Raw genomic sequence first — 22,204 nt, 5'->3', positions numbered from 1 at the left:
ATGCCATCGAGCGAGGACAACGGCGCGGATCTGCGCGCGACGCAGCATCCCGACTTCCGGACGGCCGACCCGGAGCTCGTTGCGGCGGTGGACGGCACGTTGAGTGAAGCGCTGGACGCGGTTGTCGAGGACGAACCCGACGACGAGGCCGAGCAGACGCTGCTGGAGCAGCTCGGCGGGTTCAGCGGCCTGATCTACTCGACGCTGCCGGTACTCGCATTCGTTCCGGTGAATTCGTTCTGGGGTTTGGCCGCGGCGATCTGGTCGGCGCTCGGCGTCGCCGCGGCGGTGCTGGTGTGGCGGTTGGTGCGGCGCAGCCCGATTCAGCCCGCGATCTCCGGATTCCTCGGCGTCGGTGTGTGCGCGTTCATCGCCTACCGGATGGGGGAGGCCAAGGGCTTCTTCCTGTTCGGCATCTACACCAGCCTGGTGTACGGCGGTGTCTTCCTGATATCGATCCTGGTGCGCTGGCCGTTGGCCGGCGTCATCTGGGGTGTGTTGAACGGCCACGGCAACGCGTGGCGTTCGGACCGGCGGGTGGTTCGGCTCTACGATCTGGCCACGGTCACCTGGGTGGTCGTCTTCGGCGCCCGCTACCTCGTGCAGTCCCAGCTCTACGACACCGATAAGACGGGCTGGCTGGCCGTCGCGCGCATCGGCATGGGCTGGCCGTTGACCGCGGTCGCTCTCGCCGTCACCATCTGGGCGGTCCGCCGGGCCGGCCATCTGCCCGCGAGCACCGCCGCCGCCTGAAATTCTCGGCCGCGAAATCTCCGCTGCGGCAAGGACGAATCCACCAGGGTGCAAGACTCACCCAGGGAGGTGGGGGACTACCCACCCTGGGGTGTCTGGTTGGTGAGCCGGGTTCATATGACGATCGTTTGCGAGGCCAGAAACGCAACGATCGGAAAGGAACTCGGACGTGGCAACCGAGCACTCCCCTGCGGCACTGTCGCAGAAGAACCCCAATCCCGCGCACTCGGAGAGCAAGCGGGTCTCGGCCGAGCTGGACAAGCTGATCGGCCCGGCCGCGGCGGGCGACCGCCGCGCCATCACCGAGATCATCCGGATCGTGCATCCGCTGGTGCGCCGCTATTGCGGTGCCCGCCTCGGCAATACCTCACATCTGCACGTGACCGCCGACGATGTGGTGCAGGAGATCCTGCTCGCCACGGTGAACGCCATCCCGCGCTACCGCGATCAGGGCAAATCGTTCCTGGCGTTCGTGTACGGGATCGCGGCCAACAAGGTGGCCGACGCGTTCCGCCGGGCCCAGCTGCACCCGATGTACCCGACCGCCGACGTGCCGGATGCGGCATCCAGCGCGCCGGGTCCGGAGGAGTGGGCGCTGGCCGACGAACGCCGCATCGCCACAAGGGAATTGATGAAGGTGCTGGCGCCGGCGCACCGCGAGGTGCTGGTGATGCGGATCGTGCTCGGCTGGACCGCGGCGCAGACCGCCGAGGCCATCGGCACCAGCCCCGGCGTCGTCCGGGTGATGCAGCACCGTGCGCTGAACAAGCTGCGCGCGGAGCTCAGGGCCGCGTCGTAACGCTCAAAACGTATCGGGGTGTTATGTTTTGAGCCCTTGACCGGCCAGCGCGGCGCGCAGCTCCTCCTCGGCCTCCTGGGCGGTGACGAACAGCAGCTCGTCCTCGCCCTCGAACGGGTCGTCGGGCTGCGGCACGATCACCCGCCCGCCGCGCAGGATGGTGACGAGTGCGGTGTCGCGCGGCAGGGTGAGCGCGCGAACGGGCTTGCCCGCCAACGCCGTATCGGCGGGCAGCGTCAACTCCACCAGATTCGCCTGGCCCTGCCGCAGCGTCATCAGATGGATCAGATCGCCCACCGAGACGGCCTCTTCGACCAGGGAGGCGAGCAGACGCGGGGTGGAGACGGCGACGTCGACGCCCCAGGAGGCGTCGAAGAGCCATTCGTTGCGCGGATCGTTCACCCTGGCCACCACGCGGCGCACGCCGAATTCGGTTTTGGCCAGCAGGCTGTGCACGACGTTGGCCTTGTCGTCGCCGGTGGCGGCGATGACGACCTCGTAGGTTTCCAGGCCCGCCTCCTCCAGCAGCGCGAGTTCGCAGGCGTCGGCGTGCACCCACACCGCGTCGGGGATGGCTTCGGGTTCGATGTGGTCGAGCTGCCGTTCCAGCAGCATCACCTCGTGTCCGCCGCGCAGCAGTTCCCGCGCGATCGATCGGCCGACTGCGCCGGCTCCGGCGATGGCCACTTTCATATTCAGTCCTCGCTCACGGGTGGCTTGCCCGCCAGCGCGACGGCCTCGCCGACGCTGCCGGAGGTGGCGGCCACGTAGACGGTGTCGTCGGCCTGGACGATGGTCTTGCCGTCCGGCAGCAGGCCCTGGCCGAACCGGATCACGAAGGCCACCCGGGCGCCGATGGCCTGCTCGAGATCCCGGACGGTACGCCCGTACCAGTCCTCGTGCAGGGGCAGCTGGGTGACCGCGACCGTGCCGGTGGGGTCGCGCCAGGTGGTGGTGCTGGTATCGCCGATGAGCGTGCGCAGGAACCGGTCTGTGGTCCACGGCACGGTCGCGATGGTCGGAATGCCGAGGCGCTCGTACACGGCGGCGCGTTTGGCGTCGTAGATGCGGGCAACCACCTTCTCGACGCCGAACATCTCCCGCGCCACCCGCGCGGAGATGATGTTCGAATTGTCGCCGGACGACACCGCGGCGAAGGCGTCGGCGCGTTCGATGCCGGCCCGGGTCAGCACATCCCGGTCGAAGCCGACGCCGGTCACCTGCCCGCCCGGAAAATCCTGGCCGAGGCGCAGGAATGCGGCCGGGTCCTTGTCGATCACGGTGACCTCGTGACCCACCCGGACCAGGGCGCGCGCGAGGGATGAGCCGACGCGGCCGCACCCCATGATCACTACGTACACCGTGGAACCTCGCTCCTGGAACATGGCGTTCGGTCTGGTTGTCTTCCGGCAGCACGGTACCGGTCAACTCTCACCACCGCCCATGTTCCCCTCCCAGGCGCGACGAAACAGGCTGGCCGCGCCCTCGGACCGAACGCCGCTAAGCTACCTCCAGTGTCGAAGTTGACGACCGCCGCCAAGCGCATGCTCCTCGGGCGGCCCTTCCGCAGTGACTCCCTGGGGCACACGCTGCTACCGAAGCGGATCGCGCTGCCGGTGTTCGCCTCGGACGCCATGTCGTCGGTCGCGTACGCGCCGGAAGAGATCTTCCTGGTGCTCTCCGCCGCCGGACTCTCCGCCTACGTCTACGCGCCGTGGGTCGGGCTGGCGGTGGCGTTCGTCATGGCGGTGGTGGTGGCCAGCTACCGGCAGAACGTGCACGCCTACCCGTCCGGCGGCGGCGATTACGAGGTGGCCACCACCAACCTCGGGCCGAACGCCGGGCTGACCGTCGGCAGTGCGCTGCTGGTCGACTATGTGCTCACCGTGGCGGTGTCGATCTCCTCGGCCGCATCGAATATCGGTTCCGCGATCCCGTTCGTCGCCACCCACAAGGTGCTGTTCGCGGTGGTGGCGATCCTGGTGCTGACCGCGATGAACCTGCGCGGCGTCCGCGAATCCGGCACCGCGTTCGCGATTCCCACCTACGCGTTCATCGTCGGCATGTTCATCATGCTCGGCTGGGGGCTGTTCCGGATCTTCGTGCTCGGCGACGAATTACGCGCCGAATCGGCGGGTTTCGGATTGAAGTCCGCGGACGAGAACGTGTACGGGCTGGCCTTCGTCTTCCTGATCGCGCGGGCGTTCTCCTCCGGCTGCGCCGCGCTCACCGGTGTCGAGGCGATCAGCAACGGCGTGCCCGCATTCCGTAAACCCAAGTCGCGCAACGCCGCGACCACCCTGCTGCTGCTCGGCAGCATCGCCGTCACCCTGTTGATGGGCATCATCGTGCTGGCGCGCAAGATCGGAGTCGTCTACGCGCACAACAACTCCGACCTGACCGGCGCGCCCGCGGGCTATGAGCAGAAGACGCTGATCGCGCAGCTCGCCGAGACGGTGTTCCACGGATTCCCGGCCGGATTCTTCTTCATCACCACGGTCACCGCGCTCATCCTGGTACTCGCCGCCAACACCGCGTTCAACGGATTCCCGGTGCTCGGTTCGATTCTCGCGCAGGATCGCTACCTGCCCCGGCAGCTGCACACCCGCGGCGACCGGCTCGCCTTCAGCAACGGGATCCTGTTCCTGTCCGGCGCGGCCATCGCATTCGTCGTGCTGTTCGGGGCCGAGGTGACCAAGCTCATCCAGCTCTACATCGTCGGTGTGTTCGTCTCGTTCGTGCTGAGCCAGACCGGCATGCTGCGGCACTGGACCCGATTGCTGCGCACCGAAACCGATCCCGCGCAGCGGGCGCGGATGATCCGCTCCCGGGTGATCAACGGGGTCGGGCTCACCGCCACCGGCGCGGTGCTCGTCATCGTGCTGGTCACCAAGTTCTTCGCGGGCGCCTACATCGCCATCTTCACCATGGTGACGATCTTCGTCATCATGAAAATGATTCACCGGCACTACGATTCGGTGTCGCGCGAGCTGGACGAGCAGGAATGGGACGGTGTGCTGCCCAGCCGCTCACATGCGATCGTGCTGGTCTCCAAACTGCACCTGCCCACCCGCCGTGCGCTCGCGTACGCCCGCGCCACCCGGCCCGATGCGCTGGAGGCCGTGACGGTCAACGTGGACGACGCCGACACCAGGAAGCTGGTGCGGGAGTGGGAGCGCAGCGATATCACGGTGCCGCTCAAGGTGATCGAATCGCCTTACCGCGAAATCACCAAGCCGGTACTGGAATACGTGAAGCGGGTGCGCAAGGATTCACCGCGCGATGTGGTGACCGTATTCATCCCCGAATACGTGGTCGGGCACTGGTGGGAACAGGTGCTGCACAACCAGAGTGCGCTGCGGCTCAAGGGGCGGCTGCTGTTCGAGCCCGGTGTGATGGTGACCAGCGTGCCGTGGCAGTTGAGTTCGTCGGCCCGAGCCAGGACGCCGCGCGCGGTGAACGCCCCGGGATCGGTGCGGCGCGGATTCGAGGACCGCACATGAGGTCAGGCCCGACCGACTGGTTGGGCGCCGCCTTCGAGGTGCGGGTCGGCCCGCCGGGGCACGGCGGTTTCTGCGTCGCCAGGCACGACGGCCGGGTGGTGTTCGTCCGGCACGCGCTGCCCGGCGAACTGGTGCGGGTGCTGGTGACCGAGGATCGCGGCGGATCCTTCTGCCGCGCCGACGCGATCGAGATCCTGGAGGCCGCCGCCGAACGGGTGCCGGCCACCTGCCCGGTGTCCGGGCCCGGCGGCGCGGGGTGCTGCGATTTCGCCCACGCGACACCCGCGGCGCAACGCGGGCTGAAGGCGGCGGTGGTCGCCGAACAGCTGCGCAGGCTCGCGGGCATCGAGCGAGAAGTGGTGGTGGAGCCGATAACCGGCGCAGGCGATGCCGTCGGCGGCTGGCGCACCAGGGTGCGTCTGGTCGTCGACGATGCGGGCCGGGCGGGCGTGCACCGCTATCGCAGCACCGATATCCTGCCGGATCTGCGCTGCCCACAACCGGTTCCGGGGATGCTGGACGGCATCGCCGACCGAACCTGGACGCCCGGAGCGGATTTGGTGCTCGCCCTCGACGGTGACGGGGTGCGGCACGTCGTCGAGCTCGCGCCCGCGGCGGCGAACTCATCGGAAACTCTTGCGGCGCAACGAAACCGCAACGACCGCCCCGGAAATCAACGGGAGCCGCGCCGAAAGCGTGACCGCCCGGCGTCGGCCGAGCCGCCCGAACATCGCGGGCGCGGGAATGACGGGCTGTCGGGTGCGCCCGGACCCGGTTCGGTCGAGTCTTCGCGACCGGATGACGACGACACCGGAAATGACCGGTGGGCCAACGGATCCCCGTGGGATCTGCCCGGCGCGAGCGGACGGCGAGGGAGAGGCGGCGACGAACGGCGCGGTCGTGGTGACGACCGTTCGTCCGGAGACGGTTCGCGACGGCGTGGTCGCCGTGCGGACGATTCATCAAATCCGGCCGCTGGTGGAAAGCCTTGGCGTGCGGCGGATTCGGTGGGCCGATCCGGTGACGAGCGGCGGCGCAGTGCGGCGGCGCGGCGGGCGGCGACGCATGCGGCGCGGGACGAATGGGTGGTCATCGGCACCGGGCGGGCCGTGGAGTATGTGGCGGGGCGTCGGTGGGAGTTGTCGGCTACCGGGTTCTGGCAGGCGCATCGCGGTGCGGCGCAATGCTATTCGGATGTGGTGGCGGAGTGGTCCGGGCTGCGGCCGGGTGATGTGGCCTGGGATTTGTACAGCGGCGCAGGGGTTTTCGCGGCTCGGATGGCCGAGATCGTCGGGCCCACCGGTGCGGTGCGTGCGGTCGAATCGGCGCGGCCCGCGGTCGCCGACGGCCATGCCGCCCTGCGCGACCTGCCCTGGCTGGATCTGCGGGCGCAGCGGGTGGAGCGCTGGGTGCGCGAACAGTCCGGTGCGACACCGGATGTCGTCGTGCTCGACCCGCCGCGCGCCGGTGCGGGCAAGGATGTGATCGCCGCGGTGACCGACGGCGCACCGCGCCGCATCATTCACATCGGTTGCGATCCGGCATCGTTCGCCCGTGATCTGCACCTCTATCTGACGGCCGGATATCACCTGACCGAACTGCGCGCCTTCGACGCCTTCCCGGCCACCCACCATGTCGAATGCATCGCGCTGCTCGAACGCTGACGCGCTGAGCACCGCCGGCAAGATCAGGTGTAACGAACCCGCCGGTGTCAACCGATTTTATCGGCAACGGCATCAGGCGCGGGTAGAGGGTGGCATGGTCGAATCGGTTGGGCAGTGGGCGTGGCAGGGACGCGCCCGATGGTGGCTTTCGGTGCTGCGTCAGGTGGCCGGTGCCGCCGCGGCGCTGGCGCTCATCGTGGTGCTGCTGCAGTTGCGGGCGCCGCGGCCGACCGACCCGGCCGCGCCGGTGATGCAGTTGCCCGCCGTATCCGCGCCGATGGACGGATCCGTCCGGGGCTGAGCCCGGTAGAGGCCACCCCGCAATCGATGCCGTGCGGTCGCCGTGGCCCGCATGCGATGCTCTTGCGGTGACTTGGTCGATGATTGGTGGGTTCGCGGTAACGGTATTCATCGGTGCGATGGTGCCGGGCCCGACGACCGCGCTGATGATCCGGCGCAGCGCACTCGGTGGCACCCGGGCGGCACTGCCGATCATCGGCGGGATGGAAATCGGGATCCTGTTCTGGGCGTTGGCCTCCGCGCTCGGGGTTTCCGTGCTGGTGGCGGCGAGCGATGTGGCGTTCCTGGTGATCCGGGTGGTCGGGGCGGTGGTGCTGATCGGGCTCGGCGTGCAGGCGTGGCGGGCGATCCGGCGGCCGGTCGCGACGGAGGAGGTCGACGAACAGGCGGTGCGGGCCACCAAGTGGCGGGCGGGATCGATCGGACTGCTGACGAACCTGGCCAATCCGAAATTGGCGGTGTGGGCGTTCGCGTTCTATCCGCAGTTCGTCTCGGCGGGCAGCAATATCCTACTCACCACGGTGCTGCTCGGGTTGCTGCACATGGTGATCGACGCCACCTGGTTCACCCTGCTCGCCACCTTCGTCGGCCGCGCGCGCAACTTCTTCAACCGGACCCGGGTGCGGCAGTGGCTGGAGGGCGTCACCGGAACGATCCTCATCGCGCTCGGCCTGCGGCTCGCGGTGAGCGAGATCTGACCCGCCACACGGTGCTTGAATCAGTTATGACCGTATATGCCGTAGTGCAATTGAAGTTCACCGACCGCGCTCGCTACGACCGCTACGTCGAGCGATTCATGGACGTATTCGGGAAATTCGACGGAACTCTGCTGGCCGCCGACGAGGCGCCGAAGGTGGTCGAGGGCACGTCCGACCGGGAAAAGGTGGTGATCATGTCTTTCCCGGACGAACCGTCTTTCCGGCAATGGGCGGAGTCACCCGAATACCAGGAGATCGTGAAAGACCGCTACGCGGGCGCGGATTCGGTGGCCTTCCTGGTACAGGGTCTCGGCTGACGCGTCGTCAGTCGAGCAGCCAGGTGGCGCGGACCGTCGCGGAGATCTCGCTCTCGCCCAGTTCCACCGGAACCGGCGCCGCGCCGTACCCTTCGGCGAGCGACATCGCCCGCACCTGTGTCTTCGGCGCGAAAACCGGTGCGGACGCGGTATTTTCGGTGATCTCCAGCACCGATCCCAGTGCCCGCCGCGCCCGTTCGGCGTATTGGGCGGCCTTGGCGAGCGCATCGTCCCATGCCGCGTCGCGCGCCTGGGCCAGCAGCCCGGCCTGATCGGCGAAGGTCAAGGTCAGCCCGCCGAGCCGGACATCGTCGCCGCCCGCCTCGACACAGTCGGCGATGACGGCGGCGGGTCCTGGTTCGGCGTCCTCACCGATTTCGCGCAGCACGACGGTCAGATCCGTTGACGCGAGGTAGCCGGTGATCCGGTTGCCCTGGCCCTCGGTCCAGACGGTTTCGGTGTGCACCGATAGTCCGCTCGTCGCGATATCGGCCGAACCGACGCCGTTCTCGCGCAGGGAGCGGGTGACGGCCGCGACCCGCTCACCCGCCTGGCTGTAGGCCGCCGCGACCTTGCTTGCCCGGCATTCGACGGAGATCGTCACCCGCATCAGATCAGGGGTGGCACGCACCGAACCGTGCCCGAACGTGGTGACCGTCGCGCGGTCGGATTCGTGCTTCTTGCCCAAGGTGGCCTCCTACTGTCGTTGCCCTGCCAACGAGCGAACCCGTTCAATAGTCCCCGCCGCGCACCGCGATCGCGCGCACCGCCGCGTCCATCTGCGCGTACGCCCCGGCCGCGAGCCGTTCCAGCAGCGCGAGTTTCAGCTCCGGCGCCCGCTCGGTGAGTCGGTCGAACCGCGCCGGGCGCAATACCGCGACCCGCACCCCGGATTCGGCCCGCGCCTCGTTGACGAACGGGCTGCCGACCAACATCGGAATCTCACCGAACGACATGCCCGCCGACAGTGAAACCAGCCGGTGAGCGCGTCCGTCGGCCCCGGTGAAGCTGATCCGCACCCGGCCCTCCAGGATGAGGTAGAGCCCCGACCGCGCGCTGCCTCGCTCGGCGATGATCTCGCCGCGCGCGATCGTGCGGACCTCGAAATCCTTGGCCAGCCTGGCCCGGTCGCCGGGGTCGAGCGCGGCCAGCGCCGGATGATCCTCCAGCGCGATCGAGGTGCACACCGGATCGTCGGCGGGGCGGTAACGCGCGAGCACGATGTCCTCGCACCATTCGGTGGCGGTGTCGCGGTCGATGAACACCCGCCCACGCGGGTCGGCCGGGTCGAGGCTGGACACCAGGTGTCCGAGCTTTCCGTCCGGGTCGACGATGGCCACCTGGCAGCCGGTCGCGGCGAGTTCGCTCTGCAGTTCGTCGAGCATGCGCACCGCGATCGAGCTCACCTCGCCGACCCGGCGCAGGTCCACCACCAGCGCGACCAGTTCGCCCGCCTGTTCCTCGATGGTCCGCACGGCCCGCTCGGCGCCCGCGAACAGCAGGTCGCCGTGCAGTTCGTAGATCCGCGCCCGATGCCCGTGCTCGGCGAGCACCGCCAGCTCGTCCGGGTCGCGCCGCAGCCGCGACGGAACATCGGCCACCGTGTATTCGGAGCGGATCGCGGCCCGCGCCGCCCGGGTGACGTGCAGGAAGTGCAGTTCGAGCCGCTTCGACAGCTCCCGGCACGCGGTGACCCCCCGCACGCTGTTGCCGTGCGGATCCAGCCGAGGCGAATACACCGCGATGCCGATCTGGCCGGGCAGCACCGCCAGGATGCCGCCGCCGACACCGCTTTTCGCGGGCAGCCCGACGGTGCTCACCCAGTCGCCCGCCGCGTTGTACATGCCGCAGGTGGTCATCACGCTGAGTACGCGTTCGGTGAGCGGGGCCGAGAGGGCGCGCTCCCGGGTGATCGGGTTGACGCCGTTGTTGGCCAGGGTCGCGGCCATCACGGCGAGATCGCGGCAGGTGACATCCACCGAGCACTGGCGGAAGTAGCGGTCCACCGCCTCGTCCGGATCGGAATCGATGATGCCGAACGAGCGCAGCATGTAGCCGATCGCGCGGTTGCGGTATCCGGTGCGCGCCTCGGAGTGGTAGACCGCGTCGTTCATGGTCAGTCCGCGTCCGGCGAAGCGGGAATAGCAGCTCAGGATGCGGTCGAAACGCTCCGCCGCGTCGCGGCCCTTGATCAGCGATGCCGCGGTGATGGCGCCCGCGTTGATCATCGGGTTGCGCGGGCGTTCGGTCACCGGGTCGAGGCTGATCTCGTTGAATGCCTCGCCGGATGGTTCGACATCGATGCGGTCGGCGACGGCGGCCAGGCCGCGGTCGGCCAGCGCCAGCGCGTAGGTGAACGGTTTGGAGATCGACTGAATGGTGAACGCCGTCGCGACATCTCCGGTGCCGTATATCCGGCCGTCCGCGGTGGCGAGGCAGATGCCGAACGAATCCGCTTGCACCGCAGCGAGTTCCGGAATGTAATCGGCCAGCTCGCCGGATCGGTCGGCGCGGCAACCGGCGTACACGTCATCGATGATCCGGCCGACGACACCGGCGGACGGCGGGCGCCGCCCGGCGTCGGGCGACTGCGGAACCACCTCTTCGGGCTCGGCCACCCGCTCACTCTATGCCGTGCGCGTCGCGCGCCGCATAGCGGCATCGCGCCCCGAGTGGCGGTGCAGTGGCAGTGCGAAGCCGCCCGCGCGTAGGGGTTCGCCCGCGTAATGTGTTCGGACACAGCCGCGTAACGTGTGTCGAGAGTTACATTTCCGCGCGATGTCGGCTGGTGGGATCGCGCGGGGCGGCCGGGGCCATCCGACCGCTCCGTAGACTGTTCGGATCAAGATGCGCTATCCGGAGGGAGCGAGTTCAGGTGGGAGTGCTTTCCCGGGTCGATACGCCCGAAGATCTGCGCCGGCTGACCGTGCCGCAAGTGCGCGAGTTGGCGGCGGAGATCCGTGAGTTCCTGGTGGAGAAGGTCGCCGCGACCGGCGGGCACCTCGGCCCGAACCTCGGCGTCGTCGAGCTGACCATCGCGCTGCACCGGATCTTCGACTCACCGGCCGACCCGATCGTCTTCGACACCGGGCATCAGGCCTATGTGCACAAGATCCTCACCGGACGTAAGGACCAGTTCGACGGGCTGCGCACCCGCGGCGGACTGTCCGGCTACCCGAGCCGGTCCGAGAGCGAACACGACTGGGTGGAGTCCTCGCACGCGTCGGCGGCGCTGTCGTATGCCGACGGACTGGCCAAGGCCTTCGGGCTCACCGGTCAGCACGACCGGCACGTCGTCGCGGTGGTCGGCGACGGCGCGCTCACCGGCGGCATGTGCTGGGAGGCGCTGAACAATATCGCCGCCGCCGAGCGCCCGGTGGTGATCGTGGTGAACGATAACGGCCGCTCCTACGCGCCGACCATCGGCGGCCTGGCCGACCGGCTCACCGCGCTGCGCACCCAGCCCGGCTACGAGCATGCGCTCGACGCGGGCAAGAAGTTGCTGAAAAGCATTCCGCGCGTTGGCGAATCGGCCTATTCGATGGTGCACGCGGTGAAGGCCGGGATAAAGGACGCGGTGAGCCCGCAGGAGCTGTTCAGCGATCTCGGGCTCAAGTACGTCGGCCCGGTGGACGGGCACGACGGGGTCGCGCTGGAGGCCGCGCTGCGCCGCGCCAAGGATTTCGGCGGGCCGGTGATCGTGCACGCCGTCACCCAGAAGGGCCACGGATACGCGCACGCGGAGAATCACGTCGCCGATCAGATGCACGCGTGCGATCCGATCGACCCGCTCACCGGGCGGGCGCTCGGCGGGCCGAAGGCGCTGGGTTGGACCAGGGTCTTCTCCGAGGAGCTGATCGCGCACGCCGAGCGGCGCGACGATATCGTCGCGATCACCGCCGCGATGCCGGGCCCGACCGGGCTCGCGGCATTCGGTGAGCGCTTCCCGGACCGGATGTTCGATGTCGGCATCGCCGAACAGCATGCGATGACCTCGGCGGCCGGGCTCGCGCTCGGCGGGCTGCATCCGGTGGTCGCGATCTATTCGACCTTCCTCAACCGCGCCTTCGACCAGTTGCTGATGGATGTCGCGCTGTTGAAGCAGCCGGTGACGGTGGTGCTCGACCGGGCGGGCATCACCGGTCCGGACGGCGCGTCACACAACGGGATGTGGGATCTGTCGGTGCTCGGCATCGTGCCCGGTATCCGGGTCGCCGCGCCGCGCGACGGCGCGACGCTGCGTGAGGAATTGGCCGAGGCATTGGCCGTCAATGATGGCCCAACGGCCATTCGATTCCCGAAAGGCAGTGTGGCCGAGGACCTTTCGGCGGTCGAACGGCTCGACGGAGTGGATGTGCTCCGGCTGTCGGAAAGCGGCCCCGCGCAATCGGTGCACGGCGACGTGCTGATCGTCGCGGTCGGGCCGTTCGCGCACACCGCCGTCGCGGCGGCGGAACTGCTCGGCGCCGAAGGCGTTTCGGTGACCGTCATCGACCCGCGCTGGGTGCTGCCGGTATCGGACACCATCGTCAAACTCGCCGAGAACTACCGGATGGTCGTCACCCTGGAGGACGGCGGCCTGCACGGCGGCATCGGCTCCACCGTCTCCGCACGGCTGCGCGCCGCCGGCCTCGACGTGCCCACCCGGGATCTCGGTGTGCCGCAACAATTCCTGGACCACGCCTCGCGCGGCGAGGTACACGCGGAGCTCGGGCTCACCGCCGAAGGTATCGCCCGCCGCATAGGTGGCTGGCTCGACGCTCGGTAGGGCTTCTGCTGGTTCGGGTCACTGGCGACCCGAACCACGGATCGGTGCAGCCGTCTTCGGTGCGGTGATGCGCAGGTCTCGTACGCGTCACAGTCGGGTAATGCATTAACCGCATGAATAGCTGGACCGAATGCCAAGTGGGACGCTGTCCATACGATGTATTGGGTCAAGGCTCTGCGGGCATTGCGGATGCCCGCTCTCGCGGTCGCGGCGGCGTTGCTGGTGTCCGGTGTTCCGTCTGCCGCCGCCGGATCGAATTCCGACTGGACGATGTGGCAGTTCGATCTGCGTGGGTCGCGCTACAACGCGAACGAGTCGACGTTGACGCCCGCGAATGTCGGTTCGCTGCAACTGAAATGGGCTTTCGCCTTTCCCGGCGCGATCGCGCAGTCCAGCCAACCGGCGGTCGTCGACGGCACCGTCTATTCCGGCGGGCGGGACGGGAAGATGTACGCGCTGGATGCGAAAACCGGTGCGACGAAATGGGTTTTCGATACCGGCACCGCCCTGGAACACATTCCGGACTACGGCCTGCGCGACGGACCTGCCGTGGCGAACGGCCTGGTCTACTTCGGCGACAACGGGGCCAATGTGTGGGCCGTCGACGCCGCGACGGGTGCGCGGCGGTGGATGACGCAGGTGGAGACGCACCCCTTCTCGATCATCACCAGCTCACCGCTGTACTTCGACGGCCACATCTATATCGGCGTGTCCAGTCAGGAGGAGGGCCCGGCGGGCGTCGATCTCTATCCGTGCTGCACCTTCCGCGGCAGCGTCGTGTCGTTGGACGCCGCGACCGGGGCGGTGCAGTGGAAGTACTTCACTTTGCCGCCGCAGCAGGATCTCGGGCCGCTGGCCAGGCCGGAGTTCGTGCCGAGCGGTGCGGCGGTGTGGTCCTCGCCCACCATCGACCCGGACACCAGGACCCTCTACTACACCACCGGCAATCCGTACAGTGGCGAGAATCCGCAGGGCGCCGAGGCGATCGGCGCGGTGGATATCGACACCGGGCAGGCCCGCTGGATACAGCGAATGACGCCGGGCGATACCTGGAACGTCCGCTGTGTGCTGCCGCCATCCGGCGGGAACTGTCCCACCCCCGGACGCGATTTCGACTTCGGCACCCAGCCCAATATCTTCGCGATCAACGGCCGCACCGTCGTCGGTGCGGGCCAGAAGACCGGTATCTACCACCTGCTCGACGCGGCCACCGGGGCGATCATCTGGCAGACCCAGCTGTCGGTGCCCACCTCACCGCTGCCGACGCCGGGCGCCGAGTCGCTGGCCGGAATCCAGTGGGGCGCGAGCTATGACGGCAATCGACTCTATGTGGCGACCTACGGCGCGAATCCCGGCACCCTGTTCGCGCTGAATCCTGTTACGGGACAGCTTATTTGGAGCACGCCGAATCCGGCCAACGGCTGTCTGATCAATCTGCCTCCGGTGCCGATGGATCCGTTCTGTCAGCTGTCGATGCCCAATGCCGTCTCGTCCTCGCCGGGTCTGGTCTACGAGGGCAGTATGGACGGCAAGATGCGGGTGTTCGCCGCCGACACCGGGGCGATCCTGTGGGAATACAACACGGCCGGAGTGCATTTCGACACCGTCAACGGTGTTCCGGGTGTCGGCGGCGGCCTCAACGGCAATGGCGCGGTGGTCGCGAACGGCATGCTGTACACCAATTCCGGTTACGGGCATCCGATCACGACCGGCATGCCGGGCAATATGCTGCTGGCCTTCGGGCTGCCGTAACCGAATCCCACTCAGCCGCAGAGGGGTTCGGTTCACGCCTTGGGCTGTGGCATCAGCGCCTGGGTGAGCCGCGGCACGGCGAGTTCACGCTGCCAGGGGCGGGCGCCGCCGGATTTGAGGAATCCGTCGATGGCGGTCGCGAGATCGTCGGGGGAGTCCGGTATCCGGTCGTAATCGGGCAGGCCGTCCCAGCACAGTCGCCGCACCAGATCCGGTGAGAGCAGGTTCTCCACCGGAATGGACACCTCCGTCGACAACTCACCCATCGCCGCGCGCGCCTTGTTGAGCCGTTTGGCGGCGGCCGGATCGCGGCGCTCCCAGCGGTTCACCGGCGGCGGACCGTCGAATGGCTGGGTCAGCGGCGGCAATTCACCATCCTGCAGGGCGCGCGCCCGATCGACGGCGCCGAGCCAGTCGCGGGAATACCGGCGTTGCCGCGGCCCGCCGAACACCGGCAGCGCCCGCAACTGCGCGACCGAACGCGGCTCCGCGGTCGCCGCCGCGATGATCGCCGCGTCCGGCAGGATTCGCGCGGGCGCCACATCGCGGGCCCGCGCGAGCGCATCTCTGGTGTTCCACAATTCGCGCACGGTGGCCAGCTGTCTGCTGCGGCGCAGCGTATGGATGCCGGAGGTGCGCCGCCACCGGTCGGCCTTCGGCGCCGGCGGCTCGGTGATCCTGATGTGCTCGAATTCCTGTGCGGCCCAATCGGTCTTACCTTGCAGCTCGAGTTCGACCGCCACCGCGTCGCGCAGTTCGAGCAGCAGTTCCACATCGAGCGCGGCGTAGTTCAGCCAGTCGTCGGGCAGCGGCCTGGTGGACCAGTCGGCCGCGCCGTGCCCCTTGCGTAGCGCCCGGCCGAGCAGCCGCTCCACCATGGCAGCCAGCCCCACCCGTTCGAATCCGGCCAGCCTGCCGCCCAATTCGGTGTCGAACAGGCGGGCGGGCCGTAAACCGAGTTCGGCGAGGCCCGGCAGATCCTGATCGGCCGAATGCAGCACCCATTCCAGGCCGTTGATCGCCGCCGCCAGCGGTTCGAGCGCATCGGTGACCGGGATCGGATCGATCAGGAAGGTGCCCGCGCCCTTGCGGCGCAACTGGATCAGATAGGCGCGTGCCGAATAGCGGAAACCCGAGGCGCGTTCGGCGTCGACGGCCAGCGGACCGGAACCCGCCGCCAGTGCCGCGGCGGCCGCGGCGACCTCCGCGGCGGTGTCCAGAACCGGAGGAACACCCTCGGCGGGTACGAGCAACGGCTCGGCTGCGTTCTCTGGTTCTTCTGCTACCGGCATAAGCCTGAACTTTACGTTGCGGTCAGTTGGGCTCGCCGCTGGTATGGGAGTGCGGCCGCAGATCAGTTATCCCGGCGGGCGGCAACCCCGCGGCATAGGCGAGTACTTCACAGAACGCTTCGACATGCGGGCGCATTTCCGTCGTCATCGCCGTCCACGAGGCGCGCAGCTCCAACTGGTGTGCCCGCGGCGGCCCGGCGATATCGCCGTAGCGCACCGAACTGGTCGCGGTGACCGTGCCGCCCAGCGCGGTGAACGGCTCCGACCTCGATTCCAGCGCGTCGACCAGCCAGCTCCACGCCACCTCCGGCAGCAGCGGATCGGTGGCCAGCGCCGCATCGATATCGGCCTGGATGTAGGCCACCAGCCGGAAGGTGCCGTGCCATGCCTCGTCGCCGTCCGGATCGTGCAGCAGGATCAGCCTGCCGAACGCGTCGCCCTCGGAATCGGCGGGCACCACAGCGGTTTCCGGATGTTTGACCTCGGCGCCGACGGCATACGAATACGGTGCGAGGCGTTGCGGCGGCCGAATCGGTGCGAGCTCGATCCGGGGGTGCACGGTTGCGGTGCCCATCGCATCGACCGCGGCGCGAAAGCGTGCCGGCTCCCCGTTGGGTCCCTCGGTCGGTGCGGCGCCGTCGCGGAAGTCGAGCGGTGTCACAGAGGGGACGGTAGACCCTGGGCCCCCGGCGCAGTCGGAGGCGCGCCGCTCAGTGCCGCATAGTGATACAGCCGGATATTGCGGCGACATCGCGGACGCCGCCGGGATACGGCCGCAGGCACGCCGCGCGGGGCGCCGCATACGATGACGGGTGATGAGCACATATACGCGCCGCCGGTTGTCCGATGCCCCGTTCCTGGCCGCCGCCACCGGCGCCACGCCGTCGCGGCGTCCGGTGTGGTTCATGCGAATGGCCGGACGCTCGCTGCCCGAATACCGGGAACTGCGCAAGCGCGTCGGGATGCTGGAATCGTGCTTCGATCCGGAGCTGGTGTGCGAGTTCACCATGCAGCCGGTCCGGCGGCACGGCGTCGACGCCGCGATCCTGTTCTCCGACATCGTCGTTCCGCTCAAGGCCGCCGGAATCGATCTCGATATCGTCCCGGGCGTCGGGCCGGTGATCGCGTCGCCGGTGCGCGATGTCGCCGATGTGCGGGCGCTGCCGCGGCTGCGGCCCGAGGAGGTCGGCGCGGTCGCCGAGGGTGTGCGGCTGCTCACCGCCGCGCTGGGTGACATCCCGCTGATCGGATTCGCCGGTGCGCCGTTCACGCTCGCCTCGTATCTGATCGAGGGCGGGCCGAGCAAGAACCACGAGCGCACCAAGGCGATGATGCACGCCGACCCGCAGACCTGGCATGCGCTGCTCGGCGCGCTCACCGATATCACCATCGTCTTCCTGCGCGCGCAGCTGGCGGCCGGCGTCGACGCGATCCAGCTGTTCGATTCGTGGGCGGGTGCGCTGTCGCTGGCCGACTACCGCAGGTTCGTGCTGCCGCATTCCGAGCGGGTGTTCGCCGAGGTCGCCGACGCCGGCGTGCCGCGGATCCACTTCGGTATCGGCACCGGCGAACTGCTGGGCGCGATGGGGGAGGCGGGCGCGGACGTGGTCGGTGTCGACTGGCGGGTGCCGCTCACCGAGGCGGTGCGCCGGGTCGGGCCGGGAAAAGCGTTGCAGGGCAACCTCGATCCCGCGGTGCTGTTCGCCGGGCCGGAGGTGATCCGGGCCGAGACGCGCCGGATCGTCGGCGAGGCCGACGAGGCGATCACCATGGGCGCGACGGGACATATCTTCAACCTCGGGCACGGGGTGCTGCCGGACACCGATCCCGGTGTGTTGACCGAGCTGGTCGGATATATCCACGAACTGTGAGGTCCGGTTCGCGCGGAAATCGGTGCGACGACAGCCGGACCGGTCGGGCGGACACTTGCGGGACCGGTGGTGGGCCCGGCCGGGGCGAGGGGTTACGGTCGGGACATGAGAATCGCGGTGATCGGCGGTGGCATCAGCGGGCTTGTCGCGGCGTATCGGTTGCGCACCCTGCTGGGAGCCGGGGCCGAGATCCTGGTGATCGAGCGCGGTGATCGGCTCGGCGGCATTCTCTACACCGGCGAATTGGCCGGGGAGCCAATGGATCTCGGTGCCGAGGCGTTCGTCGGGCGCAGGCCGGAGGTGCCGGGGCTGCTCCGGGAGCTGGGTCTGGAACCGCAGCTGGTCGTGCCGTCGGGGGTGCGGCCGTTGATCTGGTCCGGCGGGCAGGCGCATGCGCTGCCGGAGCGGACGCTGATGGGGATTCCGTCCAACGCGGAATCCGTGCGCGGACTGGTCGACGAGGAGACGCTGAAAAAGATCGCCGCCGAATCGCATCGCCCGCTGGAATGGCTGCCCGGATCCGATATCGACGTGCACAGTCTGGTCGCGGAGCGGTTCGGCGCGCAGGTTGTGGAGCGCAGCGTTGATCCGCTGCTCGGCGGCGTGTACGCGGGCAGTTCCCGCACGATCGGCGTGCGGGCCGCGCTACCCGGGCTCGCCGTCGCGCTCGACGGCGGTGCGCCGAGCCTCAGCCACGCGGTGGCCGCCGCCATGCCGCCGCCGTCCACCGCACCCGTCTTCGGCGGCATCCGCGACGGTTACCGCGTGCTGCTGGAGGCGCTCTCGGCGCGGTCGGGAGCGAAATTCCTGACGGCGACGGCGGTTTCGCGGCTCGCCAGAACCGAACACGGCTGGATCGTCGACCCGGTCGGCGCGGTGGACGCGGTGGTGCTCGCCGCCCCCGCGCCGGTGACGGCGCACCTGCTCACCAGCGCCGTACCCACCGCCGCCGCGGCCGCCGCGGAAATTCAGCTGTCCTCGTCGGTGGTCGTCGCGCTCGCCCTGCCGAAGGACACCGCGCTACCGGAGCACTCCGGCATCCTGGTCGCTACCGGAGAACCATTGCGCGCCAAGGCATTCACCCTGTCCAGCCGGAAATGGCCGCATCTGGCCGCCCGCGAAACCGCCCTGGTTCGCGCCTCGTTCGGCAAATTCGGTGACGACAGCCCGCTCGGCTGGTCCGACGCCGATCTCGTCGCGGCCGCCGCCGAGGACCTCGCCACCGTCACCGGCATCCCCATCACCCCGCTATCCGCCGCGGTACAACGCTGGCCGGGCGGTCTCGCCCAATACGCCCCCGGCCACACCGAACGCGTCGCCACCATCGAATCCGCCGTCAACGACTCCGACCGCCTCGCCGTCGCAGGCGCCTACCTCCACGGCGTCGGCGTCCCCGCCTGCGTCGCCTCCGGCACTGCCGCCGCCCACCGCATCGCCGCCATGCTTGGTTGAACCCCAATGGTTTTCGTGGGCCGCGAGCGTCGGGACGGTTCGGTCCATGGGCTGGGAGCGCGTCAAATGTTATCCGGTCCCGGTGTGTAGTCCTCGAACTCCCAATGGCCGTATCGGCCGAGTTTCGTCGCGACCTCCCGCCAGTCCGCACCCGAGCACCTGGTGACCAGTCGCTGGAAAAATCCCTGCAAAGCGGGCCAATCGAAGCTGTCGACGATCACCTGGTGGCGGCCGGTAACCGGTCCTTCGCGCCGTACTCGCTCGTGCAGCCAGCCGGGTGTGCAAACCTCGAACTGGAACGACTCCTCTCCCGAGCCGTCGGCTGGTCCGGCCAGCATTTCGACCAGGAACATGAAATCGCCGTTGTCTTGCGAGAAGGTGGCGGGGTCGATATCGGGCGTCAGCAGGTGGCGGATCGCGGCGTGCACGGTGTCCTCCGGTGGGTCGCAGGCGAGATGTGGCGGCAATGGAGGCCGACAGTGGGAGTATGCGGTCTCGCGGTCGGTCGCCAGCACCCGCACGGCGTTGGGGGACTTCGGCGCGGCGTGACCGATAATCGCTAGCGATTTGCGAAATATGCTGGCCTAGTCGATTTCGGCTCCGGAGAAATAGGGCCGGAAGTCCCTGACTGTTAATTGCTTTCGGCTCCCGGGGAGTTGGCGGTAAGTCCCTCCTTGGCTTGATCATCTTCGAATAGCCTTCTGGTGCAGCAGTTTTGATCATGTGGCCAAATCGGTTACCCGATTGGTCGAGCTCGGGTTGGTCGAATCGCAGCGCGGGCGCACGGGCGGTCTGTTCATCACCGAGGCCGGGCGCTCGATCACCGTGGGCCGCTTGGTCCGCGACCTGGAAGGCGATCGAGAAGTGGTGGCGTGCACCGGGATTCCGCCGTGCCCGCTGGTGGGCGCCTGTCGGTTGCGGCGGGTGCTCGCCGACGCCCGGGACGCGTTCTATCGCGAACTGGACCGGCACACGTTCGTCGAACTCGTCTCGGGTCCCGCGATCGGACTGCTGCATATGCTCGCGGGCCCTTCCGGGAGCGACATCGAGGAAAGAGGAATACCTGTGCACACCGAGATCGTGACCACCGAGCCGGCGCTGGAACCGGAATACGCCGAAACCATCCGCGCCACACTGCCTTTGGTGGCCGCCAACATCGATCGGATCACCCAGGTCTTCTACCGGACCATGTTCGGCAACCATCCCGAGTTGATCCGCGACCTGTTCAACCGCGGCAATCAGGCGCAGGGCGCCCAATCCCGGGCGCTGGCCGCATCGATCGCGACCTTCGCCACGCACCTGGTGGATCCGCAGCAGGCTCGCCCGAACACCATGTTGAGCCGGATCGCCAACAAGCATGCCTCCCTCGGCGTCATCGCCGACCAATATCAGGTGGTGCACGACAATCTCTTCGCCGCGATCGTCGAGGTGCTCGGCGCCGACGTGGTGGACGCATCCGTCGCCGCGGCATGGGACCGGGTGTACTGGCTGATGGCCGACGCGTTGATCGACGAGGAAAAGGGCCTGTACGTCGCGGCCGGTGTGGAACCGGGCGATGTGTACCGCCGGGCGACCGTCGTCGCGCGCGAGGACGAACCGAGCGGTGTCGCGATCTTCACCGTCGAATCCGCCGATCCCGCCACGCCGCTGCCGGATTTCGCTCCGGGACAGTATGTTTCGGTCGGCGTCCGGCTGCCCGACGGTGCCCGGCAACTGCGGCAGTACAGCCTGGTCGACGCGCCGGACGCCGGGCGGTTGTCCTTCGCGGTCAAGCGGATCGATGCGGCGGGCGGGTGCCCGGCCGGTGAGGTGTCCACCTGGTTGCACGAGCGGGTCCGGCCGGGCGATGTCGTCGATGTCACGGTGCCGTTCGGCGACGCGGGTGTCGACCTGGCCGATGACGCGCCGCTGGTGCTGGTGTCCGGCGGTATCGGCGCGACGCCGATGATCGGCATCCTCGAACAACTGGTCGCGCGGCACCCGGTGCGGCGCACGCTGGTGGTGCACGGCGACCGCTCGCCCGATACCCATCCGTTGCGAAATCGCCTACGGCAGTTGATGTCTCGGCTTCCGGAGAGCGAACTCGAGCTCTGGTACCAGGATGCGGTACCCGGCGCTCACACGGGCCTGGTCGATCTGACCGAACTGGAGCTGCCCGCGGACGCCGACATCCACGTGTGCGGCCCGGTCGGATTCCTGCACGAGATGCGCGCCCAACTGCATGCGCTCGGCGTTCCCGACACCCGCATCCATACCGAACAGTTCACACCCACCGACTGGCGGCTGGACGGCTGCCCGCGCTGATTCGGTTCCGGGGCCGAGTGGCAGGATGGGGTGTATGGCCAGACTCGATTACCAGGCGCTCAATTCGACGATTCGCTACCTGATGTTCTCGGTGTTCGAGGTGCAGCCGGGGGTGCTCGGGACGATCGGGAGGCGGCGATCAAGGAGGCGCGGGCCTTCTTCGACGGGCTCGCCGAACGCGGTGTCGTGGTGCGCGGACTGTACGACGTCGCGGGTATGCGCGCCGACGCCGACTTCATGATCTGGTGGCATGCCGAGCAGATCGAGGAACTGCAGGCGGCGTACGCCGACTTCCGGCGCACCACCGAATTGGGGCGGGCGAGCGCGCCGGTGTGGAGTCAGGCCGCGCTGCATCGGCCCGCCGAATTCAACAAGAGCCACATTCCGGCGTTCCTGGCCGGTGAGGAACCGGGCAAGTACATCTGTGTCTACCCGTTCGTCCGCTCCTACGAGTGGTATCTGCTGCCCGACGACGAGCGCCGCAAGATGCTCGCCGACCACGGCAAGGAGGCCCGCGGCTACCCGGATGTCCGCGCCAACACCGTCGCCGCGTTCGCGCTCGGCGACTACGAGTGGATCCTCGCCTTCGAGGCCCCCGAACTGCACCGCATCGTCGACCTCATGCGCGACCTGCGCGCCACCGAGGCCCGCCTGCACGTCCGTGAGGAGGTCCCCTTCTTCACCGGCCCCCGCGTCGAAATCGAAAAACTCGTCGCCGCTCTACCGTAATC

Annotated in this window: 19 protein-coding genes and 2 pseudogenes; 14 read left to right on the top strand and 7 right to left on the bottom strand. The window is 68.6% G+C overall.

Annotated features, from left to right (window positions below; translation table 11 throughout):
- Entirely contained in the window at positions 1–753 is a 753-nt protein-coding gene (locus F5544_RS29630; protein ID WP_167476224.1) for a DUF3159 domain-containing protein, read from the top strand.
- Between the two features lie 169 nt (positions 754–922).
- Positions 923–1,552, top strand: a complete 630-nt coding sequence (locus tag F5544_RS29625; protein WP_167476223.1) for a sigma-70 family RNA polymerase sigma factor — start codon at positions 923–925, stop codon at positions 1,550–1,552.
- A gap of 21 nt (positions 1,553–1,573) precedes the next feature.
- On the opposite strand, the gene F5544_RS29620 is transcribed toward F5544_RS29625, so the two are convergent.
- A complete protein-coding gene (locus F5544_RS29620) occupies positions 1,574–2,245 on the bottom strand; it encodes a potassium channel family protein (protein WP_167476222.1) in 672 nt (223 codons plus the stop codon).
- A gap of 2 nt (positions 2,246–2,247) precedes the next feature.
- Positions 2,248–2,913: a potassium channel family protein gene (locus F5544_RS29615; protein ID WP_167476221.1), complete on the bottom strand. Its 666-nt coding sequence runs from the start codon at positions 2,911–2,913 to the stop codon at positions 2,248–2,250.
- A gap of 153 nt (positions 2,914–3,066) precedes the next feature.
- Here F5544_RS29615 and F5544_RS29610 point away from each other — a divergent pair, with 153 nt between their 5' ends.
- The 5 genes from F5544_RS29610 (at position 3,067) to F5544_RS29590 (ending at position 8,034) form a co-directional block, all read left to right on the top strand.
- A complete protein-coding gene (locus F5544_RS29610; protein ID WP_167476220.1) occupies positions 3,067–5,055 on the top strand; it encodes an APC family permease in 1,989 nt (662 codons plus the stop codon).
- The gene (locus F5544_RS46645) at positions 5,052–6,719 is read left to right on the top strand and encodes a class I SAM-dependent RNA methyltransferase (RefSeq protein WP_238846730.1); all 1,668 of its coding nucleotides are present in this window, start codon (positions 5,052–5,054) and stop codon (positions 6,717–6,719) included. The genes F5544_RS29610 and F5544_RS46645 overlap by 4 nt, the downstream gene beginning before the upstream one ends.
- 94 nt (positions 6,720–6,813) lie before the next feature.
- On the top strand, positions 6,814–7,020 hold the full coding sequence (locus F5544_RS29600; RefSeq protein WP_167476219.1) for a hypothetical protein: 207 nt from the start codon (positions 6,814–6,816) through the stop codon (positions 7,018–7,020).
- Between the two features lie 79 nt (positions 7,021–7,099).
- Positions 7,100–7,717 (top strand): LysE family translocator, encoded by a 618-nt coding sequence (locus tag F5544_RS29595; protein WP_238846729.1) that lies wholly within the window; start codon positions 7,100–7,102, stop codon positions 7,715–7,717.
- 26 nt (positions 7,718–7,743) lie between these two features.
- On the top strand, positions 7,744–8,034 hold the full coding sequence (locus F5544_RS29590; protein ID WP_167476217.1) for a DUF1330 domain-containing protein: 291 nt from the start codon (positions 7,744–7,746) through the stop codon (positions 8,032–8,034).
- A gap of 7 nt (positions 8,035–8,041) precedes the next feature.
- Here the strand turns inward: F5544_RS29590 and F5544_RS29585 are convergent, their stop codons facing one another.
- Together F5544_RS29585 and glsA are read right to left on the bottom strand one after the other, a co-directional pair.
- A complete protein-coding gene (locus tag F5544_RS29585) occupies positions 8,042–8,722 on the bottom strand; it encodes an SIMPL domain-containing protein (RefSeq protein ID WP_167476216.1) in 681 nt (226 codons plus the stop codon).
- A 43-nt stretch (positions 8,723–8,765) separates the two neighbouring features.
- On the bottom strand, positions 8,766–10,634 hold the full coding sequence (gene glsA, locus F5544_RS29580; RefSeq protein ID WP_174867633.1) for a glutaminase A: 1,869 nt from the start codon (positions 10,632–10,634) through the stop codon (positions 8,766–8,768).
- 275 nt (positions 10,635–10,909) lie between these two features.
- On the opposite strand from glsA, the gene dxs reads away from it, so the two are divergent.
- Together dxs and F5544_RS29570 are read left to right on the top strand one after the other, a co-directional pair.
- The gene (gene dxs, locus F5544_RS29575) at positions 10,910–12,802 is read left to right on the top strand and encodes a 1-deoxy-D-xylulose-5-phosphate synthase (protein WP_167476215.1); all 1,893 of its coding nucleotides are present in this window, start codon (positions 10,910–10,912) and stop codon (positions 12,800–12,802) included.
- 156 nt (positions 12,803–12,958) lie between these two features.
- Positions 12,959–14,554 (top strand): PQQ-binding-like beta-propeller repeat protein, encoded by a 1,596-nt coding sequence (locus F5544_RS29570; RefSeq protein WP_203217374.1) that lies wholly within the window; start codon positions 12,959–12,961, stop codon positions 14,552–14,554.
- Positions 14,555–14,586: 32 nt separating this feature from the next.
- Here F5544_RS29570 and F5544_RS29565 read toward each other — a convergent pair whose 3' ends face one another.
- Both F5544_RS29565 and F5544_RS29560 read right to left on the bottom strand, forming a co-directional pair.
- Complete coding sequence (locus F5544_RS29565; protein WP_167476214.1) at positions 14,587–15,846, bottom strand: HRDC domain-containing protein; 1,260 nt, start codon at positions 15,844–15,846, stop codon at positions 14,587–14,589.
- A gap of 22 nt (positions 15,847–15,868) precedes the next feature.
- Positions 15,869–16,507, bottom strand: coding sequence for a DUF3000 domain-containing protein (locus F5544_RS29560; protein WP_167476213.1), 639 nt, complete (start codon positions 16,505–16,507; stop codon positions 15,869–15,871).
- A gap of 154 nt (positions 16,508–16,661) precedes the next feature.
- Between F5544_RS29560 and hemE the strand changes: the two genes are divergently transcribed.
- Both hemE and F5544_RS29550 read left to right on the top strand, forming a co-directional pair.
- On the top strand, positions 16,662–17,717 hold the full coding sequence (gene hemE / locus F5544_RS29555; RefSeq protein WP_167476212.1) for a uroporphyrinogen decarboxylase: 1,056 nt from the start codon (positions 16,662–16,664) through the stop codon (positions 17,715–17,717).
- A 105-nt stretch (positions 17,718–17,822) separates the two neighbouring features.
- Positions 17,823–19,169, top strand: coding sequence for a protoporphyrinogen oxidase (locus F5544_RS29550; RefSeq protein WP_167476211.1), 1,347 nt, complete (start codon positions 17,823–17,825; stop codon positions 19,167–19,169).
- Positions 19,170–19,231: 62 nt separating this feature from the next.
- On the opposite strand, the gene F5544_RS29545 is transcribed toward F5544_RS29550, so the two are convergent.
- The gene (locus F5544_RS29545) at positions 19,232–19,597 is read right to left on the bottom strand and encodes an Imm8 family immunity protein (protein ID WP_167476210.1); all 366 of its coding nucleotides are present in this window, start codon (positions 19,595–19,597) and stop codon (positions 19,232–19,234) included.
- A 295-nt stretch (positions 19,598–19,892) separates the two neighbouring features.
- Here F5544_RS29545 and F5544_RS46640 point away from each other — a divergent pair.
- From F5544_RS46640 to hemQ, 3 genes and pseudogenes are all read left to right on the top strand, one after another.
- Positions 19,893–20,150: pseudogene (locus tag F5544_RS46640) on the top strand (RrF2 family transcriptional regulator); the annotation flags it as partial.
- A 36-nt stretch (positions 20,151–20,186) separates the two neighbouring features.
- A complete protein-coding gene (locus F5544_RS29535; protein WP_167479558.1) occupies positions 20,187–21,473 on the top strand; it encodes a globin domain-containing protein in 1,287 nt (428 codons plus the stop codon).
- Positions 21,474–21,507: 34 nt separating this feature from the next.
- Positions 21,508–22,202, top strand: a pseudogene (gene hemQ / locus F5544_RS29530) (hydrogen peroxide-dependent heme synthase).
- Positions 22,203–22,204 lie beyond the last annotated feature (2 nt).

The organism is Nocardia arthritidis (assembly GCF_011801145.1).
Lineage (GTDB): Bacteria > Actinomycetota > Actinomycetes > Mycobacteriales > Mycobacteriaceae > Nocardia > Nocardia arthritidis_A.
The sequence above is the reverse complement of the archived record's forward strand: the minus strand, read 5'-3'. Positions and strand labels throughout refer to the sequence as shown.

Coding starts and splice junctions, on each gene's coding strand:
- F5544_RS29630 (WP_167476224.1), top strand. CDS start 1: ATGCCATCGAGCGAGGACAACGGCGCGGATCTGCGCGCGACGCAGCAT.
- F5544_RS29620 (WP_167476222.1), bottom strand. CDS start 2,245: ATGAAAGTGGCCATCGCCGGAGCCGGCGCAGTCGGCCGATCGATCGCG.
- F5544_RS46645 (WP_238846730.1), top strand. CDS start 5,052: ATGAGGTCAGGCCCGACCGACTGGTTGGGCGCCGCCTTCGAGGTGCGG.
- F5544_RS29600 (WP_167476219.1), top strand. CDS start 6,814: ATGGTCGAATCGGTTGGGCAGTGGGCGTGGCAGGGACGCGCCCGATGG.
- F5544_RS29595 (WP_238846729.1), top strand. CDS start 7,100: ATGATTGGTGGGTTCGCGGTAACGGTATTCATCGGTGCGATGGTGCCG.
- F5544_RS29590 (WP_167476217.1), top strand. CDS start 7,744: ATGACCGTATATGCCGTAGTGCAATTGAAGTTCACCGACCGCGCTCGC.
- F5544_RS29570 (WP_203217374.1), top strand. CDS start 12,959: ATGTATTGGGTCAAGGCTCTGCGGGCATTGCGGATGCCCGCTCTCGCG.
- F5544_RS29565 (WP_167476214.1), bottom strand. CDS start 15,846: ATGCCGGTAGCAGAAGAACCAGAGAACGCAGCCGAGCCGTTGCTCGTA.
- hemE (WP_167476212.1), top strand. CDS start 16,662: ATGAGCACATATACGCGCCGCCGGTTGTCCGATGCCCCGTTCCTGGCC.
- F5544_RS29550 (WP_167476211.1), top strand. CDS start 17,823: ATGAGAATCGCGGTGATCGGCGGTGGCATCAGCGGGCTTGTCGCGGCG.
- F5544_RS29535 (WP_167479558.1), top strand. CDS start 20,187: ATGCTCGCGGGCCCTTCCGGGAGCGACATCGAGGAAAGAGGAATACCT.